Below are 21922 nucleotides of genomic sequence, written 5' to 3' on the forward strand. Positions count from 1 at the left end.
GATGCCTCCCGCCATTCCGCTCGCGACCTACCGGCTTCAGCTCACCGCGGATTTCGATTTCGACAAGGCCGCCGCGGTGGTGCCCTATCTGAAAGCGCTGGGGATCACGCATCTCTATGCCTCGCCGGTGATGAAGGCGCGCAAGGGCTCGACCCACGGCTACGACACCGTCGATCACAGCCAGTTCAGTCCGGAGCTTGGCGGCGAGGCCGGCTTCGCCCGGCTGAGCGAGGCACTGACCAAGCACGACCTCGGCCTCATCATCGACTTCGTACCCAACCATGTCGGCGTGCATTTTGCCGACAATCCCTGGTGGCTCGACGTGCTGGAATGGGGCCAGGCTTCGCCCCACGCGGTCTCCTTCGACATCGACTGGGATCAGCTCGCCTATCGGGCCCGCGGCGGCGTGCTGCTGCCGATCCTGGGGGCGTCCTATGGCGAGGCGCTCGAGCGCGGCGACATCGAGCTGCGCTACGATCCGGACCAGGGAAGCTTTTCCGCCTGGTATTTCGAACATCGCCTGCCCGTCGCGCCGGAGCGCTATGGCGAGATGCTGCGCATGATCGTCAAGGAAGCGGATGCCGCCGAGACGGAGGCCGGCAAGCGCCTGCTGTCGCTCGCTGCGCGCTATACCGGATTACGTCGCCCCAACCGCAAGGAAGCCCCCGCGTTCAAGGCCGAGCTCAGGGAGATCCCTGGTGCTGCCGAAGTCATCGCACGCGGCCTCGCCGCCTATCGTGCCGCCAAGGATCGTCCCGCACCGACGCTGGCGCTGCATCATCTGCTGGAGCGCCAGCACTACAAGCTCGGGCACTGGCGGCTTGCCTCCAGCGATATCAACTATCGCCGCTTCTTCGACGTCAACGGGCTCGCGGGTCTGCGCGTCGAGGACGCGAGCACCTTCGCCGCCACGCACCGGCTGGTGAAGCAGCTCATCGCCAGCGGCAAGCTGCAGGGCATCCGGCTCGATCACATCGACGGCCTGCGAGATCCCGCGCAATATTGCCAGCGGCTGCGCCGGCTGGTGCGCGACGCGCAAGGAAATACAAAGCCCTTTTACACGGTGATCGAGAAGATCCTGTGCGAGCACGAACGCCTGCCGCACTTCGCCGGGGTTCAGGGCACCACCGGCTATGAATGGATGAACGTCATCACCCATGCGCTGGTCGAGGCCGGGGGACTGGGGGCGCTGGACGAGACCTGGCGGCAGGTCAGCAACCGGCCGCCGCGGCTTGCGCCTTACGTCAAGGACGCCAAGCGGCGCGTGCTGGAGACGCTGCTCACCAGCGAATTCACCGTGCTGACGCGCCTGCTCGCGCGCATCGCCAACGGGCATTACTCGACGCGCGATTTCTCCGCCGACAGCCTGCGGCAGGCGCTCGAGCTCTATGTGCTGCATTTCCCGGTGTACCGCACCTATCTGACCAACAGCGGCCCGACCGCGCCCGACCGCAAGCTGATCGACGACACCATCGCGCGCGCCCGCGCCGAATGGTTCGCCGCGGACGAAGGCATCTTCGATTTCCTGCGCGACGCCTTGACCATGGACCTGCTCAAGCCCGGCCGCCCCCCGCACAGCGCCCCGCGCGTGCGCCGTTTTGCGCTGAAAGTGCAGCAATTCACCGGGCCGGTGATGGCGAAGTCGCTGGAAGACACCGCGTTCTATCAATTCCACCGCTTGCTCGCGCTGAACGAGGTCGGCGGCGATCCCGCCAGCACCGGGCTCACGATTTCCGCCTTCCACGAGACCATGCAGGCCCGCGCCAGGGAATGGCCGCTGGGAATGACGGCGACCGCCACCCACGACACCAAGCGCGGCGAGGACGCCCGGGCGCGCATCGCGGCGATCAGCGAGATTCCGGGCGAATGGACCAGCGCGGTGGCGCGCTGGAAGGTGCTGAACGCGCCGCACCTCACGCTCCACGGCAATTACCGCGCGCCGTCGGCGACGTTCGAATACATGCTCTACCAAACCCTGCTCGGAGCCTGGCCGCTGCACGGGCCGGTCGATGCCGGCTTCGTCGAGCGCATCCAGGCCTATGCGCTGAAGGCCGCGCGCGAGGGCAAGGAAGAGACGAGCTGGCTCAACCCGCATGAAGCCTATGAGAACGGCATCAAGAGCTTTATCGACAAGATCCTCGATCCTGCACTGTCAGGGGAATTCCTGGATTCGCTGCAAACGCTGGCCCGACGCGTGGCGCTGCTCGGCGCCTTGAATTCTCTAAGCCAGCTCACCCTCAAGGCGACGCTGCCCGGCGTGCCCGACTTCTACCAGGGCACCGAGTTCTGGGACCTGTCGCTGGTCGACCCCGACAACCGTCGCCCGGTCGACTTTGGCTCGCGGCACGCGGCGCTGGATTCGTTGGACGATCCGGATTGGCGTGGCCTGATCAAGAGCTGGCCTGACGGCCTGCTCAAGCTGGCCTGGACACGGCGTCTTCTCAAGCTGCGCAATGAACTCGCCGACGTCTTCGCTCAAGGCGACTATCAGCCGCTGGCGGTGCGCGGCGCACATGCCGACCATGTCATTGCCTTCGCCCGCCGCCATGGCCGCGCTGCGGCGATCGTCGTGGTCGGGCGTCAGTTCGCGCCGTTCACCCAAGCCGGCCGGGAATGGCCCGCGCTGGAGGGATTTGACGCGACCGTCGATATCACAGGCTATGCCGCGACGGGCCTTGAGGGCCACGAACTGCCGGTCACCCAGGCTTTCGGTGATTTTCCCGCCGCTGTCATCGAGGCCCGCACGGCAAGCGCCATCAGGCCCGCGCGGCCGCGCATGCGCGCCTGAAGCTACTTTCCGTCATCCTTGGTCAGCAGCAACTGCCCGCGCTTCCTGATCGTGGCCTGCGCCATCTCGGCAAAGCGCTGCAACAGCCAGGGCAGCACCACCTGGACCTTGACATGGTCTTCGGCGACGTCGACCTGACCCGTCGCGATCTGCCCGAGCGCGCGAATGCGAAACGCCATGCTGTCGCCGGTCCAGCGCTCCTCCTCGACCTGCATCACGGGAATGCTGGCTGCCGCCCGGCCGAGCCCGGTCTTGAGCCGGCGCACCGCCTCCTCGCGGCCGAGACGGTGCGGAATAGAAACGACAAGCGGTGCTGACATGGCCCTGCCCCGTGATGATCAATCCTCACATAGTCATGCCGGACGAAGCGGCAAAGGTTCCATGCAACTTGGACCTGTGGCCCTGTTTCAAAACCGGAACTTAAAAACCTGCGGCAAGTTGCCCTTGCACAAGGGGACAGGTGCAAACGACCCTTTCAACAAAGGGCTGAGGAGATTCGCATGTCAATCGGTACGATCATTCTGATCATTCTGGTCATCGCCCTGCTCGGCGGCTTCAGCGGCATCGGCGGCGGCCCGTTCTACGGCACCGGCTATTACGGCGGCGGCGGCCTCGGGCTGGTCATCGTCATCCTGTTGATCCTGCTGCTGATGGGACGGATCTAGGACGAGAACTCGTAGGTGGGCAAAGGCGCTCTTGCGCCGTGCCCACCTATTCGTCGTAATGAAAAAGATTCGTTACAACGAAAAAAACGTGGGCACGCTTCGCTTTGCCCACCCTACAGGCGCGGTGCCCGGAGCGCGACCTACTTCCTTTTCCCCGCAAGCTTCTTGATCGCCGCCTTGATCGAGGCGGCCGCATCGTCATAGTCCTCCCACGCCTTTGACCGCGGCAGCAGGCCCGGCACGGTCCGGAGCGTATAGCGCTTCGGATCGAGATCGCTCTTCACCTGCGCCCAAGTGACGGGCATCGAGACCGTTGCCCCGGCGCGCGCCCGCGGCGACAACGGGGCCACCGCCGTCGACATCCGGTCGTTGCGGAGATAGTCGAGGAAGATCTTCCCCTTGCGCAGCTTCTTCGACATGTTGAGCAGATAGCGCTCTGGATCGTCGTCGGCCATCCACTGGCAGACGCCTTGCGCGAAGGCCTTGGCTTCCTTCCAGCTCACCTTGTCGCGCGCGCCGTGAAGCAGCGGCACCACCACATGCAGGCCTTTGCCGCCCGTGGTCTTGCAGAAGCTCTCCATGCCGACATCGGCCAGCCGCTGCCGCATCTCCTTGGCAGCCTCGACGACATCGGCGAACTCCACATCCGGCGCCGGATCGAGATCGAACACCAACCGGCCCGGCGTATCGTAGGCATCAGGTGCGCAATTCCAGGGATGCAGCTCGACACCGCCGATCTGCGCGACGGCGGCAAGCCCTTCGACGCGATCGATCTGCAAATAGGGTTTGCGATCGCCCGAGACCTTGGCCAGCTCGAGCAAATTCGAGGTGCCCTGCATGGCGTGACGCTGGAAAAACGTCTCGCCGCCGATGCCATCGGGCGCACGCACGATCGAGCACGGGCGCCCTTTCAGATGTTCGATCATCCAGTCGCCGACCGCCTCGAAGTAGCGCGCGAGATCGAGCTTCGTCGCGCCCTCGCCGTCACCGCCGTCCGGCCACAGCTCCTTGTCCGGCTTGGAGATGACGACGCCCATCACCTCGGCGGTGCCGGTGTCCTTCGATCGCTTGGCCGTCTTTGCCGCGCGCTTGCTGGGGGTGGGCTCGGCAAGCTCGGTGTCGACAGGCGTCTCGGCCTCGACCTCCTCGGCCGGCTTGTCCTGCCGCAAGCCCTTGAACGCGGCCTGGCGGATATTGCCGTCGGCGGTGAAGCCGGCGAACTCGATCTCGGCCACGAGCTCCGGCTTCAGCCAGTGCACCTCGCGGCTCTTCTTCGGCGCGTTCTTGCCACCGAAGGGGCTCTCCTTGGCCTCCATGGCCTTCAGGGACGGCATGATGCGCTTGACCTTGTCGGCGCCAAAGCCGGTGCCGACCATGCCGACAAAGACGAGATGATCGCCGCGATGCACGCCCGCCATCAGCGAGCGGAATTTGCCGTTGGTGGTCTTGTAGCCGCCGATCACGACCTCGTGGCCGGCGCGGCACTTTGCCTTGGTCCAGCTCTCGGTGCGGCCGGAGCGATAGGGCGCGTCCAGCTTCTTCGACACCACGCCTTCCAGCTCAAGCTTGCAGGCCGATTGCAGCACCGCATCGCCGCCGCTTTCGAAATGCTCGACATAGCGGATCTGAGTCGATTTCCGCTTGCGCGCTCCCAGCAGCTGCTTCAGCCGCGCCTTGCGCTCGCCGAGCGGCAGACGCCGAAAATCGAGATCCTCCGCGAACAGGAGGTCAAAGGCAAAGAAGATCAGCTCTTCGGTCTTGCCGTCCGACAGCGCGGCCTGGAGCGAGGAGAAATTCGGCGCACCGTCGTGATCGAGCGCCACGATCTCTCCGTCGATCATCACGTCCGGCAGCGCAGCCGCCTCCTTCGCGATCGAGGCGAACTTGTCGGTCCAGTCGAGGCCCTTGCGCGTCTTCAGCGTCGCCTTGCCGTCCTCGACCCGGAGCTGCACGCGGTAGCCGTCGAACTTGATCTCATGGCACCAGCCTTCGCCGGCCGGCGGACGCTCGACCGACGTGCAAAGCTGCGGCGGCACGAAGTCCGGTATCTCGGCGATCTTCTTGCCGTTGGTCGCAGTTGTGCCTTTCTTCCTCGCCGTCCTGGTCTTGACGATCTTGCCGCCCTTCAATGCCGTACGTGGCGCCGGCTTGACCGTTTGCCCTTTCGCTTCCTCGGCCCGGTTGGATTGCCAGACCGCGTCGGCCTTGGTCTTCGCACCCTTGGCCAGCATGAACGGCTTTGGCGCGCGCCCCTTGCCCTCGGCGATCTGCTCCATCGCACGGCCGGATGCGACGGACTTGTCCTCATCGAGAATGTCGTTCTTGGCCCCTTCACGGACAAATTCGTCGCGGTGCTTGATCAAGAGCCAGTTGGTGCGCTTGCCGCCGGTACGGTCGTTGCGCATGCGGACCAGGACCCAGCTTCCGTGCAACTTGTCCCCATGCAGAGTGAACTTCAAATCGCCCTTCTTGAAGCCGCGTTCGGGATCTTCCGACTCCCAGGTGCCGCGATCCCAAAGCATCACCGTGCCGCCGCCGTACTGCCCTTCCGGTATCGTGCCTTCGAAATCGCCATAATCGAGCGGATGGTCCTCGACCTCGACCGCCAGCCGCTTGTCGTGCGGATCGAGCGAGGGACCCTTGGTCACCGCCCAGGACTTGAACACGCCGTCGAATTCGAGCCTGAGATCGTAATGCAGCCGGCTCGCGTCGTGCTTCTGGATCACGAAGCGCCGCTGCTTCGACGGCGTCACCGCCGTCTTGCCCGACGGCTCCGGCGTCTTCTCGAAATCACGTTTCTGTCGATAGGTGGAGAGTTTTTGCAGCACGACCGGTCCCGCTTCTCTTTCGGGGATTCAAGCCTATCACGGCCAAAGTCCCATCCGGAACCAAAACCCCGCGGGGCGGTTGGGGTTCCAAAACGCCTTGAAAACGCTGGAGAATGGAATGGCCCCGCGCGCCTATTGGAAGGGAACGTTGAAGCTCTCGCTGGTCAGCTGTCCGGTCGTGCTTTATCCGGCGACCACGGCGGCCGAGAAGACGCGGTTTCACCTGATCAACCGCGAGACCGGCAACCGGCTCAAGCAGCAGATGATCGATGCCGAGACCGGCGATGTCGTCGAGAGCGACCAGAAGGGCCGCGGCTACGAGCTGCGCAAGGGCAAATATGTCGAGATCGAGCCGGAGGAGCTCGAGGCGGTCCAGATCGAGAGCAACCATACCATCGACATCGAGAGCTTCGTGCCGAGCGAGGAGATCGACCAGCGTTACCTCAACCATCCCTATTATCTTGCACCCGACGGCAAGGCCGCCGTCGATGCGTTTGCGGTGATCCGCGACGCCATGAAGGACCAGGAGCGGGTGGCGCTCGCCAAGATCGTGCTCACCAACCGCGAACACATCATGGCAATCGAGCCGCTCGGCAAGGGCCTGCTCGGCACCACGCTGCGCTTTCCTTACGAGCTGCGCGACGAGGACCAGTTCTTCGACGACATCAAGAGCCCGAAGATCACCAAGGACATGGTCGAGCTTGCCGGCCACATCCTCCAGACCAAGGCCGCCCATTTCGACCCCGGCAAGTTCAAGGACGAGTACGAGAACGCACTGAAGGCGCTGGTGAAACGCAAGGCCAGCGGCAAGAAGATTGAGCTGCCGGAACCCGAGGAACGCCCCAGCAACGTTGTCAGCCTGATGGATGCGCTGAAGCAGAGCCTGAAGGGGCGTGGCGGCAAAAAGACGGCGGCGAAGTCGCATGCCCGCCGCGCGACCGGACGGCAGCGAACCGCGAAGAAGGCGCATCGGTCCACGGCGCGACATCGGAAGGCGGGTTGAGGAAACTGCTCGCCCAACACTCGATATCGTAGGGTGGGCAAAGCGAAGCGTGCCCACCACCTTTATCAAAATCGCGAGAATGGTGGGCACGGCGCTTTGCGCCTTTGCCCACCCTACGGGCTGTCGAAGTCGGAGCCTAATCCCCCGCCTTCAACCGGTACCCGATCCCCGTCTCGGTCAGCACATACTGCGGTCGCTCGGGATCAGCTTCGATCTTCTGGCGGAGCTGGCGGACATAGACGCGCAAATACTGCGCGTCGGTCAATTCGTCCCACAGCTCCTTCAGCAGAAAGCGGTGGGTGAGCACCTTGCCGGCGTGCTGCACCAGCACGCGCAGCAGGTCGTATTCCTTCGGCGACAGTTTTATCTCACGCTCGCCGGTTTTGACGATGCGGCGGACGAGATCGACCGAGAGATCGCCGCTGCGAAACACCGGGCGCTCTCCCTGCACCTGGAGCTGGTGCCGCAGCGCGGCGCGCAGGCGGGCCAGAAGCTCGTCCATGCCGAACGGCTTGGTCAGATAATCGTCGGCGCCGAGATCGAGTGCCTGCACCTTGCCGGCTTCGTCGCCGCGGCTCGACAGCACCACGATCGGCACGCCTTCGTTGCGGGCACGGATGGTGCGCAGCAGTTCGTGTCCCTGCACGTCGGGCAGGCCGAGATCGAGGATGATCAGCGCGGGCTCCTCAACGAGCTTCTCCAGCGCGATCTTGCCGTTCGACGCTTCCAGGATCTCATAGCCTTGCGTCGTCAGCCCCATCCGCAGCAATTTGCGGATCGGCGGCTCGTCGTCGATGACCAGGACCTTGATCGGCGCAGCGCTCATGCGGCGGTATCCAATGCGCGGCTCTCTGCCGGAACGGGAAGACGGATGGTGAGGACGGCGCCACTGCGGTCGCTGCGGTTGGCGGCCGAGATCGTGCCCCGCATCGCCTCGACGAAGCCGCGCGAGATGGCGAGCCCGAGCCCCGTGCCGGGACGGACATGATCGCCTTTCTGCACGCGATAGAACTTGTCGAACACGCTATCGAGCTCGTCAGACGGGATGCCGGCCCCCTCGTCCGCGATCTCGAGCACGACATGGTCGCTGTCGCGCCGGCTGCGGATCGAGATGGTGGCCTCGGGTGGCGAATATTTCGCGGCGTTGTCGAGCAGGTTGAACAGCACCTGCTCGAACAGCACCGCATCGAGCTGCAGCATCGGCAGATCGGCGGCCAGCACCAGCTCGACCTCGTGCGCGGTGAGAATCTTGGCTGCACGCCGCAGCGCGCTACCCACGATCTCGCTGAGATCATGTAGCGCAGCGTTGGGCACGATGGCGCCCGATTCGAGCTTGGTCATGTCGAGCAGGTTGGCGATGAAGCGGTTGAGCCGTTCGGATTCGTCGATCACGGTCGCGAGCAGATCGCGCTTCTCGGTGTCGGAGAGGGCGCCGGCAAGATCGCGCATGGTGGAGGCCGCCCCCAGCACCGAGGCGAGCGGCGTCTTCAGATCATGGGAGATCGAGGTCAGGAGCGCAGCGCGCAGCCGCTCGGACTCGACGGTGCGCTTGACGCGGTCCATGTCCTCGACCAACAGCACCCGCTCGACCGCCAGCGCGCCCTGATCGACCAGCGCGTCAAGCAGGCGGCGCTGGTCCGGTGTCAGCAGCGGACCGGTCCGGTCGTCGTCGATGCCGATGACGCCGATCGGGCCGCGCCCGGTGCGCATCGGCAGGAACAGCCGTTTTGCCCCCGGCAGCGTGTCCGAGCCCCGGCCGGCGGGGCGGTCATTGCTCCAGGCCCAGTTGGCGGCGGCAAGATCGGCCTGATCGAGCTCGTCCTCGGGCGGATAGCCGGATTTCACCGTGAGCAGGCCCTCGTCCGGCAGCAGCAGCACCACCCGGACTTTCAGCATCAATGCGATCTGGTAGGCCGTCGCCCACAGCACGTCGTCGAGCGTCGCGGTGCCGGCGAGCTTGCGGCTGAAGGCATAGAGCTGCTCGCTCATTCTGATCCGGCCGATGGCGGCATCGGCCTGGGTGCGCACGCGCGCTGCGACATTCGACACCACGAATGCGATCAGCATGAAGAAGAAGAACGCCGCGACGTTGGTCGGATCGGTGATGGTGAAGGTGTAGACCGGCGGCAGGAAGAAGAAGTTATACGCCAGTGACGCAGCAACGCTTGCCAGCAGCGACGGCCACAACCCATAGCGGACGGCCACGGCAACCACCGCGGTCAGGAACATGAGATCAACGTTCTCGATGCCGAAATACGGCTTAATGGCCACCGCCGCGGCAAGGCCGAGCGCGGTGATCCCGAGCGCCTTCAGATAAGGAATTGCATCGAACGGCTCGGATCGTGCCGCGGTCTGCACCGCCGTCTTCGGCGCCGGCTCACCCGTCAGCTCGTCGCCTGGAATGACGTGAACGCTGATATTGCCGGCGCGGCGCACCAGATCATGCACGACCGAGCCGCGTGTCATCTCGAACCAGCGCGAGCGCGTCGACTTGCCGATCACGATCTGGGTGACATTGTTGCCTTGCGCGAAATTGACGACGTCGTCGGCAATGCGGCGGCCGACAGCCGGAATCGTCAACGCCTCGCCGCCGAGCGATTCCGCGAGCCGAAGCGTATCGGCCAGCCGGTCGCGCTGCTCATCGGACAATTGCAGCGATCGCCGCGTCTCGATCGAAACCGCAGTAAATGGCGCATGCAGCCGGTCCGCCAGCCGTTTGGTGTAGCGCACGAGACCGGCCGCGCGCGGATCCTCGCTGACGCAGACGAGAATGCGCTCGCCGACGGCCCACGGCCCGGGAATCGCATTGGCCTGCATGTGGTTGAGGAGCTGCTCGTCGACCCGCTCGGCCGTACGTCGCAAAGCGAGCTCGCGCAACGCCGTCAGGTTCCCCGGCGAGAAATAGTGCTCCAGCGCCCGCTCGGCCTGCTTGGGCACATAGACCTTGCCCTCCTTCAGGCGCTGGATCAAATCGTCGGGCGTGAGGTCGATCAGCTCGATCGCGTCGGCGCGATCGAACACCGAGTCCGGCACGGTCTCGCGCACCCTGACATGGGTGATCTGCGCCACGACGTCGTTCAGGCTCTCGATGTGCTGGATGTTGACGGCGGTGTAGACGTCGATGCCGTGGGACAGCAACTCCTCGACGTCGAGATAGCGCTTGGGATGGCGGCTGCCGGCCGCGTTGGTGTGGGCGAGCTCGTCGACCAGAGCGATCTGCGGCCGGCGCGCGATCACCGCATCGAGGTCCATCTCCTCGACGATCTGCCCGCGATAGTCCAGCCGCTTGCGTGGAACCATCTCGAGACCGCGCACCAGCGCCTCGGTCTCAGCGCGGCCGTGGGTCTCGACGAAGCCGACCACGACGTCGATGCCGGACTTGCGCTTGGCGTGGGCGCTTTGCAGCATCTCGTACGTCTTGCCGACGCCGGGGGCGGCGCCGACAAAGATCTTCAGCTTGCCGCTCGCGCTCCCTTCCCGCCGCGCCGCTTCCAGCAGCGCCTCGGGCGACGGACGTTGTTCGGGATCGCGGCGCTCTCGGACCATTTTTCCAATATAATCATCTGCGTGACGCGAGCCTAGACCGCTACTTGGCGGCGGCGCGATCCAGCGAGAGATTCAGTGCCAGAACGTTAACCCTGGGTTCGCCAATCAGACCGAGCAAGCGGCCTTCGGTATTGGCGGTCACGATCTGCTTGACCTGATCCTCCGGCATATTCCGCGCCTTGGCCACGCGCGGCACCTGGAATTGCGCCGCTTCCGGCGAGATATCAGGATCGAGGCCGCTGGCCGACGTCGTCACCAGGTCGACCGGCACGGTAGCGCTCGGATTCTCGGCCTTGAGCTTGTCTACATCTTCCCTGAGCCGGTCGGCCAGCGCCTTGCTGGTCGGGCCGAGATTGGCGCCGCCCGAATTGGCGGCGTTGTAGGGCGCGGGCACCGTCTTGGTCGAATCATTGGGGTCCGGCGCAACCGTCGCCGAGGGACGGCCGTGGAAGTATTTGTCGTCCCTGAACTCCTGCCCGATCAGGGCGGAGCCGATCACCTTGCCGTCCTTCTCGATCAGGCTGCCTTGGGCCTGCCCGGGGAAGAGCGCGCCGGCGATGGCCGTCATCGCCAGCGGATAGGCAAGGCCGGTGATGGCCGTGAGCACCAGCAATAGGACGATGGCGGGGCGGATTTCTCTGAGCATGTTGGTCTCCTAAGTCTTCGTCATGGCGCGCGGCGCCTTGCGCCGCGCCAGGACGGTCAAGCCAGGTGCAAGGCGGTGACGACGAGGTCGATTGCCTTGATACCGATGAAGGGAATGACGATGCCGCCGAGGCCGTAGATCAGGAGGTTGCGCCGGAGCAGCGCGCCGGCACCGACCGCGCGGTAGGCAACGCCCTTCAGCGCCAGCGGAATCAGCGCGATGATGATCAATGCGTTGAAGATGATCGCCGACAGGATGGCGCTCTGCGGGCTCGACAGGTTCATGACGTTGAGTACGTTGAGCTGGGGGTAAAACGCCAAAAACATCGCCGGAATGATCGCAAAATACTTTGCGACGTCATTGGCGATCGAGAACGTCGTCAGCGCGCCGCGCGTCATCAGAAGCTGCTTGCCGATCTCGACGACCTCGATCAGCTTGGTCGGGTTGGAATCGAGATCGACCATGTTGCCGGCCTCGCGGGCGGCCTGGGTGCCGGTGTTCATGGCGACACCGACGTCGGCCTGCGCAAGCGCCGGCGCGTCATTGGTGCCGTCGCCGCACATCGCAACCAGCTTGCCCTTGGCCTGCTCGTCGCGGATCAGCTTGAGCTTGTCTTCGGGGGTGGCTTGCGCCAGGAAGTCGTCGACCCCTGCCTCCGCTGCGATGGCAGCCGCCGTCATCGGGTTGTCGCCGGTGATCATGATGGTGCGAATCCCCATGCGGCGCAGCTCGGCAAAACGCTCGCGGATACCGCCCTTGACGATGTCCTTGAGCTGGATGACGCCGAGCAGCTTGCCGTCCCTCGCGACCGCCAGCGGCGTGCCGCCGGACTTCGATACTTCATCAGCAATGGCCTGGATCTCGCGACCGAGGTCCGACAATGCCGCCGGCTGGATCGCCCGCGCGGTGTTGCCGGAGGCGACCGCCATCGGTGCGCCGCCGCCGACATAGTTCAGCATGGCATCGACCGCGCCCTTGCGCACCGACGAGCCGCCGGCATCGACGCCGCTCATGCGGGTCTGCGCCGTGAACGGGATGAAAGTCGCGCCAAGCTCCGCCATGTCGCGGCCGCGGATGCCGTATTTCTCCTTTGCCAACACCACGATGGAACGGCCTTCCGGCGTCTCGTCGGCAAGCGAGGCGAGCTGAGCTGCGTCGGCGAGCTCCTGCTCGGTCACGCCGCGCACTGGGCGGAAGGCGGTCGCCTGGCGGTTGCCGAGCGTGATGGTTCCGGTCTTGTCGAGCAGCAGCGTGTCGACGTCGCCGGCGGCCTCGACGGCCCGGCCGGACATCGCCAGCACGTTGAAACGCACCAGACGGTCCATGCCGGCGATGCCGATCGCCGACAACAGCGCACCGATCGTGGTCGGGATCAGCGTCACGAACAGCGCGACCAGCACGATCACCGAGATCGAGCCGCCGGCATAGGCCGCGTAGCTCGGAATGGTGACGGTGGCGAACACGAAGATGATGGTGAGGCCGGCGAGCAGGATGTTGAGCGCGATCTCGTTCGGCGTCTTCTGCCGCTCGGCGCCCTCGACCAGCTTGATCATGCGGTCGATGAAGGTCGAGCCCTGGGCCGCGGTGATGCGGACGCGGATCCAGTCGGACAGCACCTGCGTGCCGCCGGTCACCGCGGAACGATCGCCGCCGGATTCGCGAATGACGGGCGCGGACTCGCCGGTGATGGCGGCCTCATTGACCGAGGCGACGCCCTCGATCACCTCGCCGTCGGACGGAATGGTGTCGCCGGCCTCGACCAGCACGATGTCGCCGACCTTCAGGCTCGTGCCCGGTACCAGCTCGAAGGCCCGGCCGACACCGGTCAGGAGCTTGGCCTGGCCCTCGGTGCGGGTCTTGCGCAGCGAGTCGGCCTGCGCCTTGCCGCGGCCTTCGGCCACCGCTTCGGCGAAATTGGCGAACAACACCGTGAACCAGAGCCAGACGATGATCTGGAAGGTGAAGCCGAGGCCTGAGCCGCCGGTGACGACGTCGCGCAGGAAGATCACCGTCGTCAGCGCGGCCACGATTTCGACCACGAACATCACGGGGTTCTTCATCATCAGCCGCGGGTTGAGCTTGGTGAAGGAGGCGCGGATCGCAGGCATCACGATCCCAGGATCGAGCATTGCCGAAACGGCAGCACGTTTTTGCAGTTTCATCGTATCCATGGAGGTCACTCCAGACAATCAGAAGAGGTTGCCGGCGTTCATCGCCAGATGTTCGACGATCGGGCCGAGCGCGAGCGCCGGGAAGAAGGTCAGGCCGCCCATGATCAGGATGACGCCGACGACGAGGCCGACGAACAGGCCACCGGTGGTCGGGAACGTGCCCGTCGACGGCGGGATCGACTTCTTCTCCGCGAGCGAGCCCGCGATCGCCATGGCCGGGACGATCATGAAGAAGCGGCCGACGAACATCGCGCTTGCGAGCGTGAGGTTGTAGAAGAAGGTGTTGCCGGTGAGGCCTGCGAAAGCCGAGCCGTTGTTTCCGGCCGCCGAGGTGAAGGCATAGAGCACTTCGGTGAAGCCATGCGGGCCGGCATTCGCCATCGAGGCGACGGCCGCCGGATAGACCACGCCGACGGCGGTCCAGCCGAGGATCATCAGCGGCAGCACCAGGATGGCCAGCATCGCCATCTTGACCTCGCGGGCCTCGATCTTCTTGCCGACATATTCCGGGGTGCGGCCGACCATCAGTCCGGCGACGAAGATCGCGAGGATGACGAACAGCAGCATGCCGTACATGCCGGCACCGACGCCACCGACAATGATCTCGCCGAGCTCGATATTGATCAGCGGGATCATGCCGCCGAGCGCGGTGAAGCTGTCATGCATGGCGTTGACGGCACCGCACGACGCGGCGGTGGTGACGACCGCGAACAGCGAGGACGCGACGATGCCGAAGCGGACCTCCTTGCCTTCCATGTTGCCGCCGGTCAGGCCCAGCGCATGCAGCATCGAGGTTCCGTTCGCTTCCGCCCAATAGGTGATGGCGACGCCTGCGACGAACAGCACGCCCATCACAGAGAGGATCGCCCAGCCCTGGCGCTGGTTGCCGACCATACGGCCGAACACGTTGGTCATTGCGGCGCCGAGCGCGAAGATCGACAGCATCTGCACGAAATTCGACAGCGCGGTCGGATTTTCGAACGGGTGCGCCGCATTGGCGTTGAAGAAGCCACCGCCATTGGTGCCGAGCATCTTGATCGCCACCTGGGAAGCGACCGGGCCGACCGCAATGGTCTGCTTGGCGCCTTCGAGCGTGGTCGCCTCGATATACGGGCCGAGCGTCTGCGGGATGCCCTGCCAGACCAGGAACAGCGTGTAGACGACGCAGATCGGCAGCAGCACGTAGAGCGTACAGCGGGTGACGTCGACCCAGAAATTGCCGACCGTGCGCATCGAGGCGCGCGAGAAGCCGCGGATCAGGGCCATCGCCAGCGCGATGCCGGTCGCGGCCGACAGGAAGTTCTGGTGCGTCAGGCCGAGCATCTGGACGAGATAGGACAGCGTGCTCTCGCCGCCGTAGTTCTGCCAGTTGGTGTTGGTGATGAAGGAGACCGCGGTGTTGAAGGAAAGATCCTCGGCGACCGCGCCCTGCCCGGCCGGATTGAAGGGCAATACGGCCTGAAGCCGCATCACACCGTAGATGACGAGGAAGCCGCCAACATGGAACAACAACATGGCGACCGTGTAGGTCAGCCAATGCTGCTCGCGCTTCTCGTCGACGCCGGAAATCCAGTACACGCCGGCCTCGATCGGGCGCAGCACCGGCGACAGGAACGTCCGCTCGCCGCCAAACACACGCGTCATGTACCAGCCGAGCGGCTTGGTCAGCGCAACAATAATGGCGCAGAACAGAATGATCTGGAGCCAACCGATCACAGTCATGGAATCAACCCTTCAGGCTTGGTGTCCGGCGCAACAGGGGCGGGAGCACCGTCAGCAGGCAGGCGACGAGCACAGCGTCCGCCAGCAGGAATTCGACGAGCAGCAGCACGGGTCAGAACCGCTCGGGCCGCAGCAGCGCATAAGTGAGGTAGAGCAGCAGACCGAACGAGACGGCACCGGCGAGCGCATAATCGAAGATCATGGTTTGCTCCGTCACAGCCGTTCGCAGGCGTAGGTGTAGCCGATGGCGAGGGCGAAGAAGACGAAGCCCAGCGCCAGCATCAGAATGTCCATCATCGGATCGCTCCTCGTTGCGTCGCTTAAGTCCGGCGCAACCTTCTCTCGGTGACCCGGCTGGCTCGCGAAGGACATGGAAGGCACGTCCACGCATGACAGCCGGGACTTTTGACCGTGCTGAAATGCCAGCGCAGGCATAGGTTTTCGAGATGAGGCCTATGGCGAAGATATAGGAATCTCATAAAAGCGGCGGCGCTGCTCGCGAGGCAACCTCACTGTCGTCCCGGACAAGCGAAGCGCAGATCCGGGACGATGATGGAGAATGGCGCGCCACCCCGCCCCTCCCGCATTTATGAAATCCCTATATCTCACGCCCGATCCCCATCTCGTTTTCAAATGCCTTTGGGGCCCATCCTGGCAATGCCGGCCGACTGACCGACACCAATTCCAGGAGGCCTGACATGACCGCCCCTCTCCGACGCCTCGCCCCACCTTCCCTCGACCAGCAGCTTCGCGCGGCACCGGCGATGACCCGGCCGTTGATGCTCGACATCATTGCGCACGCCTGCCGGCGCGTCCCCTTGCTCGGCCGGGGCGAACGCGCCGCACGCATCATGCGCCTGATCGAGGTTGAAGCCTGGGCCGATGTGGCGCTGGCGCTGATCGCGCTCGAGCTGCCGATGTGGCAGGTCCGCCGCCTCGCCTATGACGAGGGCGAATGGCATTGTGCGCTGTCGCGCGAGCGAGAGCTGCCGGACTGGCTGGATGCCGCGGTCGAGGCGCGCCATTCCGACCTCGCGCTGGCTCTGCTGTCGGCCTTCATCGAGGTCCGATCGCTCATCGCAGAAGCATCGCGGCCGAGCGTTCCCTCGGTTCGCCCCCTGCTGGATCCGCTGTGCGAGCCAGCCGCCTGCGACAATTTCAGCTGAAGCCGCCTGACAGAAGGATCCCGCAAAATGCCGATGCTGACACATCGCTTTGAACAACCGCTGCACTGGGCCCAACGCCAATCAGGGCTCTCGAAGATGCGCAGGGCCCGGCTCGAGCGCCTCGCGCTGCATGCGCTGACCGTACTCTCGATGGGCAGCGTTCTCACCGCCCTGATCGCGCTGAGAGCCGCCATCTATTTCTGGCATCGCGGGGATTGACCACCATGCCGCTCCTCAAGGGAAATCTCGAGCATGTGGTCACAATCACCATCCTGACCATGACGCTGAGCCTGATCTGGGGCGCGATCCTGACGCTCGTGATCACGCTTGTCGCGCGCGGGCTCGGCGTCTAGTTCCTCGCTTCCCGCTCGATCAGCCGCGCCAATTCCGCCGCGGTGACCTCGATCGGCCGGCCGCTGCGCTCAACCCGGGCCTGGATCAACGCGCCCTGGAGCGCCGACGTGCAGAGCACCGCAAGCGTTTCCGCGCGAGATCTGACGAAGCCGTCAGCGACAAGCTTGTCGCGCAGGATGGACAATCGCGCCGCATAGGCCTTGCGGCCGGCATCGGACACGGCGCGCTCGCGCGGCGCAAGCTCGAGCAGCACGGTCGTGATCGGGCAGCCGTTGCGAAAGCCGGAGCCCCGCATCCAGCCCGCCAGCAATCTTGCATGCGCTCGCAAGAGGTCGGCGGTCGAGCCGCACTCTTCCGCGAGCCTGGCGACCGTCGCCGCGACGCGGTGGCCCGCCTCCTCCACGGCCGCCACCGCGATCGAGGACTTTCCATCCGGAAAGTAATGGTAGAGCGAGCCCTTCGGCGCACCGCTGATGTCGACGATGTCGTTCAGCCCGGTCCGGGCATAGCCCTGGCGGCGGAACAGCGTCACCGCGGCATTGATGATGGGCTGGCGGTGTTTTGGCACGGCCGGCATGGCGCTCTCCCCCTCGCACGAAATTATATTGATTGGTCTACATCAGCCTCCGACAGTCAAGCCTGGTTCATGACAGGAGAGGCAAATGCCAATGGGAGTGAGTTTTGAGGTGAGCGACGGCGTCGCGCGGATCGGGCTCGACGACGGCAAGGTCAATGTGATGTCGACCACGATGCTGGCCGAGATCGGCACGGCCTTCGACCGGGCCGAGACTGAAGCCGAGATCGTGGTGCTGCGCTCGGCAAGGCCCGGCATCTTCTCGGCCGGCTTCGATCTCAAGGTGTTCGCGTCGGGTGATGCCGCCAAGAGCCTCGAAATGGTCCGCGCCGGCGCCGAGCTTGCGCTGCGGCTGATGTCGTTTCCGCATCCGATCGTCGGCGTGATGGAAGGTCACGCCTTTCCGATGGGGACGTTCCTGCTGCTCGCCTGCGACGTCAGGCTGGGCGCGCGCGGACCGCATCGCATGGGATTGAACGAGGTCGCGATCGGCATCGCGCCGCCGAGCTTTGCCATCGAGCTCGCGCGCAGCCGCCTGCATCCGGCCTGGCTCAGCCGCACCGTCACGCTCGGCGAGATGTACGAGCCCGAGGAGGCGTTGACCGCCGGCTTCCTCGATCGGGTGGTTGCGCCCGAAGCCGTCGACAAAGCCCTTGAGGAGGCCGTCACGGCATTGCGCGCGATCCACAAGCCGTCGCATGCGACCGCAAAGAAGCGTCTGCGCCAACCGGCCACGGACGCGATGCGGATGGCGATCGACCGTGAACTGACCATGGCTGCCTATGAGGCGAGCAGCCGGGCGCGCAGCGCGGTGGCGATGCCCGGTTGACGCCGCCTGTCCGACGGAAAAGACCCGGCCGATCTGGCGCAATTCCAGGGAAACGTGTAGAGCGGTTTCATGAGCACCAGCACCGTCAACGTCGTCGCCCACCCCCTGGTCCAGCACAAGCTCTCGCTGATGCGGGAGAAGGATCGCTCGACCAAGAGCTTTCGCGAGATCCTGAACGAGATCGGGATGCTGCTCGGCTACGAGGTGACGCGTGATTTGCCGCTGGAGCTGGTCGATATCGAAACGCCGATCGCACCGATGCAGGCGCCCAAGATTGCCGGCAAGAAGCTCACGCTGGCGCCGATCCTGCGCGCCGGCGTCGGCTTCCTCGACGGCATGCTGGCGCTGATGCCCTCGGCGCGCATCGCCCATATCGGGCTCTACCGCGACCCCGAGACGTTGCAGGCCGTGGAATATTACTTCAAGGCGCCGCATGACCTGTCCGACCGCGCCGTGATCCTGATGGATCCGATGCTGGCGACCGGCAACTCGGCCTGCGCCGGTGCCTCCCTGCTCAAGGCCCGCGGCGCCCGCGACATCCGCTTCGTGTGCCTTCTGGCCGCGCCCGAGGGCATCGCCCAGTTCCAGAGCGAACACCCGGACGTGCCGATCTGGACCGCTGCGATCGACGAGCGGCTCAACGACCACGGCTACATCGTGCCGGGCCTGGGCGATGCCGGCGACCGGATGTTCGGCACCAAGTAGACAGGTTGGCGCGATCGGGTTACTCCCCTTGCCATGAGTGCCAACGCGTCTTCGTTGCAATCGCTGATCCGGACCGAGGTCGCCGCCGATCCCGCCTTCGCATGCGACGGCACGCGGGTCTCGCGCGCTGAGTTCTCCGAAAGGATCGAGCAGACCGCGGCCTGGCTTGCGGCACAAGGCATCGGCAAGGGCGACGTGGTCGCAGTCTGGCTGGTCAACCGGATCGAATGGGTCGCGCTGCTGTTCGCCGCCGCAAGATGTGGCGCGATCGTCGCGGCCGTCAATACACGCTACCGGAGCGCGGAGGTCGCGCATCTGCTCAAGCTATCCGGTGCCAGGCTGATGGTGGTCGAGGCCGCATTCCGCTCGGTGGATTTTGCCGCGATCCTCGCCGACATCGCCAAGGACGAGGTGCCGGCGCTGCAACGGCTCGCGGTGATCGGTGCGGATGCGATCCCGGCGCACTGGCCCTGCGTGCGGTTCGATGCTTTCGACAGACGCTATCCGCCGGCGCCACCCGCGCAGGACGACGTGGATCAGCCGGTCCTGCTCTACACCACGTCAGGCACCACCAAGGGGCCGAAGCTCGTGGCGCATTCGCAGCGGACGCTGGCGGGCCATGCCATCTCCGTGGCCAAGGCGCTTCGGCTCGATCCGCAGCGTCATTCGCTGCTGGCCATGCTGCCGTTCTGTGGCACCTTTGGCATGACGAGCCTGCTCGGCTTTGTCGCGGCGGGTGCGACCGTCCACGTGCTCGATGCCTTCGAGGCGGCGCCGGCGCTGAAGATCCTCGGCGAGCACAGGATCACGCACTCGTTCGGATCGGACGAGATGTTCCGGCGCATCCTCGCCCTCACCGATGCACCCCGGCCATTTCCGCATCTGGAAGTCTGCGGCTTCGCCGCGTTCCAGCCTGGCTGGCGCGAGCTTGCCGCGGAGGCCGAGGCGCGCGGCCTGCCGCTGTTCGGCCTCTACGGGTCGAGCGAGGTTCAGGCCCTATTCTCGATCGCCCGCCCCGTCGATGCCTTCGCCGACCGCATCGAGGGCGGCGGCTGGCCGATGTCGTCTGACGCAAAGGTGCGCGTGCGCGACACCGAGACCGGCGAGCTTGCGGCTAGCGGCATTTCCGGCGAGATCGAGATTAACGCGCCGTCAAGTTTCCTCGGCTATTTCAACAATCCGGATGCGACGCGCGATGCGCTCACCGCGGACGGGTTCTTCCGCGCCGGCGACATCGGCCGGCTGCGGGGCGACGGCTCCTTCGTCTACGAGACCCGCGCGGGCGATGCCATGCGGCTCGGCGGCTTCCTCGTCGCGCCCGGCGAGATCGAGGACGAGCTCAAATCATGCAACGGCGTTGCCGACGCCCAGGTGGTTGCAGTCGATCTCAAGGGTCAGGCGCGCTGCGTCGCCTTCGTGATCCCGGCGAAGGAGCCGCCAATGCAGGAGACGCTGGTCGCGCGCCTGCGCGAACGGCTCGCCGGCTACAAGGTCCCGGCCCGGATCTATGTGGTGGAGGCCTTCCCGGTCACCGACAGCGCCAACGGCGTGAAGATCCAGCGCGCCAGGCTTCGCGCCATGGCGATGGAGCGGATCGCCGCCGAATAGGCGAGCCCATTTGGTTTGCGCCACAAGGCTCGTTCAGTACGACTTCGCGAGCCCCAGCACCTTCTCCGCGATGAAGCTGAGCGCGAGCTGCGGGCTGACCGGCGCGATGCGCGGGATCAGCACCTCGCGCAAGTAGCGCTCAACGTGGAATTCCTTGGCGTAGCCGAAGCCGCCGTGGGTCATCACGGCCTGCTCGCAGGCCGAGAAGCCCGCTTCGCCCGCAAGGTATTTTGCGGCATTGGCCGCAGCGCCGCAGGGCATTCCCTTGTCGTATTGCCACGCCGCCGACATCACCATCAGCCAGGCCGCCTCGAGCTCGACCCAGTTCACCGCGAGCGGATGCTGAATGCCCTGGTTCTTGCCGATCGGACGGTTGAACACCACGCGCGTCTTGGCATATTCCGTGGCGCGCGCCAGCGCCAGCTTGCCGAGGCCGACCGCCTCCGCCGCGATCAGGATGCGCTCGGGGTTCATGCCTTCGAGGATGTACTGGAAGCCTTTGCCTTCCTCGCCGACGCGGTCCTCCATCGGGATCTCGAAATCTTCGAAGAACAGCTCGTTGGAATCGACGATCTTGCGGCCCATCTTCTCGATCTCGTGGACCTTGATCTTGTTGCGGTCGAAATCGGTGTAGAACAGGCTGAGGCCGTGGGTCGGCGAGCGCACCTCTTCCAGCGGCGTGGTGCGGGCCAGCAGCAGGATCTTGTGCGCGACCTGCGCGGTCGAGATCCACACCTTCTGGCCGTTGACGATGTAGCGGTCGTTCTTGGCGACCGCGCGGGTCTTCAGCTGCGTGGTGTTGAGGCCGGTGTTGGGCTCGGTGACGGCAAAGCACGCCTTCTCGCGACCCTCGACCATCGGCGGCAGCATGCGCTTGCGCTGCTCCTCGGTGCCGAACACGACGACGGGATTGAGGCCGAACACGTTGATGTGCACGGCGGATGCGCCGGACATGCCGGCGCCGGATTCGGCGATGGTGCGCATCATGATCGCAGCTTCGGTGATGCCGAGCCCCGAGCCGCCATATTCCTCCGGCACGCAGATGCCGAGCCAGCCGGCGTCGGCGAGTGCTTTATGAAAATCGTGCGGGAAGCCGCCGTCGTGGTCCTTCTTCAGCCAGTAGGCATCCGGAAAGCCTTCGCAGATCTTGGCGATGGCATCCCGAATGGCTTCCTGCTGATCGGTGAGCGCGAAATCCATGATCTTGATCTCCGTCTTGGGAGCCGCGACCGCGCCATCTCCCGTCTCTTCGCGTTCCCCGCTCAAAGGCCGTGGCCGCTTGCGTCGCGCCCTGACGTGCCCTTGCCCGGGTTCTTA

Annotated in this window: 20 protein-coding genes; 9 read left to right on the top strand and 11 right to left on the bottom strand. The window is 65.2% G+C overall.

Annotation, left to right across the window (positions count from 1 at the left end; all coding sequences use genetic code 11):
* Nucleotide 1 precedes the first annotated feature (1 nt).
* Nucleotides 2–2788 carry a malto-oligosyltrehalose synthase gene (gene treY, locus GGD67_RS34935; RefSeq protein ID WP_179739127.1) on the top strand — a complete coding sequence of 929 codons (2787 nt, stop codon included), beginning with the start codon at nt 2–4 and terminating at the stop codon, nt 2786–2788.
* 2 nt (nt 2789–2790) lie between these two features.
* On the opposite strand, the gene GGD67_RS34940 is transcribed toward treY, so the two are convergent.
* The gene (locus GGD67_RS34940; RefSeq protein ID WP_179739129.1) at nt 2791–3108 is read right to left on the bottom strand and encodes a polyhydroxyalkanoic acid system family protein; all 318 of its coding nucleotides are present in this window, start codon (nt 3106–3108) and stop codon (nt 2791–2793) included.
* 180 nt (nt 3109–3288) lie between these two features.
* Here GGD67_RS34940 and GGD67_RS34945 point away from each other — a divergent pair, with 180 nt between their 5' ends.
* Nucleotides 3289–3453, top strand: a complete 165-nt coding sequence (locus GGD67_RS34945) for a DUF3309 family protein (protein WP_018318514.1) — start codon at nt 3289–3291, stop codon at nt 3451–3453.
* A gap of 140 nt (nt 3454–3593) precedes the next feature.
* Here the strand turns inward: GGD67_RS34945 and ligD are convergent, their stop codons facing one another.
* A complete protein-coding gene (ligD, locus tag GGD67_RS34950; protein ID WP_179739131.1) occupies nt 3594–6281 on the bottom strand; it encodes a DNA ligase D in 2688 nt (895 codons plus the stop codon).
* A gap of 118 nt (nt 6282–6399) precedes the next feature.
* Here ligD and GGD67_RS34955 point away from each other — a divergent pair, with 118 nt between their 5' ends.
* A complete protein-coding gene (locus GGD67_RS34955; RefSeq protein WP_179739141.1) occupies nt 6400–7284 on the top strand; it encodes a Ku protein in 885 nt (294 codons plus the stop codon).
* Between the two features lie 136 nt (nt 7285–7420).
* On the opposite strand, the gene GGD67_RS34960 is transcribed toward GGD67_RS34955, so the two are convergent.
* The 7 genes from GGD67_RS34960 to GGD67_RS34990 all read right to left on the bottom strand — a co-directional run bounded on the left by GGD67_RS34960 (nt 7421) and on the right by GGD67_RS34990 (nt 15741).
* Nucleotides 7421–8110 carry a response regulator gene (locus GGD67_RS34960; RefSeq protein WP_179739143.1) on the bottom strand — a complete coding sequence of 230 codons (690 nt, stop codon included), beginning with the start codon at nt 8108–8110 and terminating at the stop codon, nt 7421–7423.
* A complete protein-coding gene (locus tag GGD67_RS34965) occupies nt 8107–10830 on the bottom strand; it encodes a sensor histidine kinase KdpD (RefSeq protein WP_179739145.1) in 2724 nt (907 codons plus the stop codon). The genes GGD67_RS34960 and GGD67_RS34965 overlap by 4 nt, the downstream gene beginning before the upstream one ends.
* Before the next feature lie 40 nt (nt 10831–10870).
* Nucleotides 10871–11476, bottom strand: a complete 606-nt coding sequence (locus GGD67_RS34970) for a K(+)-transporting ATPase subunit C (RefSeq protein WP_179739147.1) — start codon at nt 11474–11476, stop codon at nt 10871–10873.
* A 56-nt stretch (nt 11477–11532) separates the two neighbouring features.
* The gene (gene kdpB, locus GGD67_RS34975; RefSeq protein ID WP_179739149.1) at nt 11533–13647 is read right to left on the bottom strand and encodes a potassium-transporting ATPase subunit KdpB; all 2115 of its coding nucleotides are present in this window, start codon (nt 13645–13647) and stop codon (nt 11533–11535) included.
* Nucleotides 13648–13665: 18 nt separating this feature from the next.
* The gene (gene kdpA / locus GGD67_RS34980; protein ID WP_179739151.1) at nt 13666–15369 is read right to left on the bottom strand and encodes a potassium-transporting ATPase subunit KdpA; all 1704 of its coding nucleotides are present in this window, start codon (nt 15367–15369) and stop codon (nt 13666–13668) included.
* Nucleotides 15370–15481: 112 nt separating this feature from the next.
* Nucleotides 15482–15571, bottom strand: a complete 90-nt coding sequence (locus tag GGD67_RS34985) for a K(+)-transporting ATPase subunit F (protein WP_049814895.1) — start codon at nt 15569–15571, stop codon at nt 15482–15484.
* Nucleotides 15572–15582: 11 nt separating this feature from the next.
* The gene (locus tag GGD67_RS34990; RefSeq protein ID WP_179739113.1) at nt 15583–15741 is read right to left on the bottom strand and encodes a hypothetical protein; all 159 of its coding nucleotides are present in this window, start codon (nt 15739–15741) and stop codon (nt 15583–15585) included.
* A gap of 326 nt (nt 15742–16067) precedes the next feature.
* Here GGD67_RS34990 and GGD67_RS34995 point away from each other — a divergent pair, with 326 nt between their 5' ends.
* From GGD67_RS34995 to GGD67_RS39835, 3 genes are read left to right on the top strand one after another with little or no spacing between them, the layout of a single operon-like run.
* Entirely contained in the window at nt 16068–16535 is a 468-nt protein-coding gene (locus GGD67_RS34995) for a hypothetical protein (protein ID WP_179739152.1), read from the top strand.
* Between the two features lie 27 nt (nt 16536–16562).
* Nucleotides 16563–16754 carry a hypothetical protein gene (locus GGD67_RS35000; RefSeq protein WP_179739154.1) on the top strand — a complete coding sequence of 64 codons (192 nt, stop codon included), beginning with the start codon at nt 16563–16565 and terminating at the stop codon, nt 16752–16754.
* A 5-nt stretch (nt 16755–16759) separates the two neighbouring features.
* Complete coding sequence (locus GGD67_RS39835; protein ID WP_256375091.1) at nt 16760–16888, top strand: hypothetical protein; 129 nt, start codon at nt 16760–16762, stop codon at nt 16886–16888.
* Here GGD67_RS39835 and GGD67_RS35005 read toward each other — a convergent pair.
* On the bottom strand, nt 16885–17466 hold the full coding sequence (locus GGD67_RS35005; protein ID WP_179739156.1) for a TetR/AcrR family transcriptional regulator: 582 nt from the start codon (nt 17464–17466) through the stop codon (nt 16885–16887). The two genes, GGD67_RS39835 and GGD67_RS35005, sit on opposite strands and share 4 nt — an antisense overlap.
* 85 nt (nt 17467–17551) lie before the next feature.
* On the opposite strand from GGD67_RS35005, the gene GGD67_RS35010 reads away from it, so the two are divergent.
* The 3 genes from GGD67_RS35010 to GGD67_RS35020 all read left to right on the top strand — a co-directional run bounded on the left by GGD67_RS35010 (nt 17552) and on the right by GGD67_RS35020 (nt 20605).
* Complete coding sequence (locus GGD67_RS35010) at nt 17552–18292, top strand: crotonase/enoyl-CoA hydratase family protein (RefSeq protein WP_179739158.1); 741 nt, start codon at nt 17552–17554, stop codon at nt 18290–18292.
* A gap of 69 nt (nt 18293–18361) precedes the next feature.
* On the top strand, nt 18362–18997 hold the full coding sequence (gene upp / locus GGD67_RS35015) for a uracil phosphoribosyltransferase (RefSeq protein ID WP_179739160.1): 636 nt from the start codon (nt 18362–18364) through the stop codon (nt 18995–18997).
* Nucleotides 18998–19030: 33 nt separating this feature from the next.
* Nucleotides 19031–20605 (top strand): AMP-binding protein, encoded by a 1575-nt coding sequence (locus GGD67_RS35020; RefSeq protein WP_179739162.1) that lies wholly within the window; start codon nt 19031–19033, stop codon nt 20603–20605.
* A gap of 33 nt (nt 20606–20638) precedes the next feature.
* On the opposite strand, the gene GGD67_RS35025 is transcribed toward GGD67_RS35020, so the two are convergent.
* Entirely contained in the window at nt 20639–21805 is a 1167-nt protein-coding gene (locus tag GGD67_RS35025) for an acyl-CoA dehydrogenase family protein (protein ID WP_026202029.1), read from the bottom strand.
* Nucleotides 21806–21922: the final 117 nt, after the last annotated feature.

The organism is Bradyrhizobium sp. IAR9, assembly GCF_013408065.1.
Classification (GTDB): domain Bacteria; phylum Pseudomonadota; class Alphaproteobacteria; order Rhizobiales; family Xanthobacteraceae; genus Bradyrhizobium.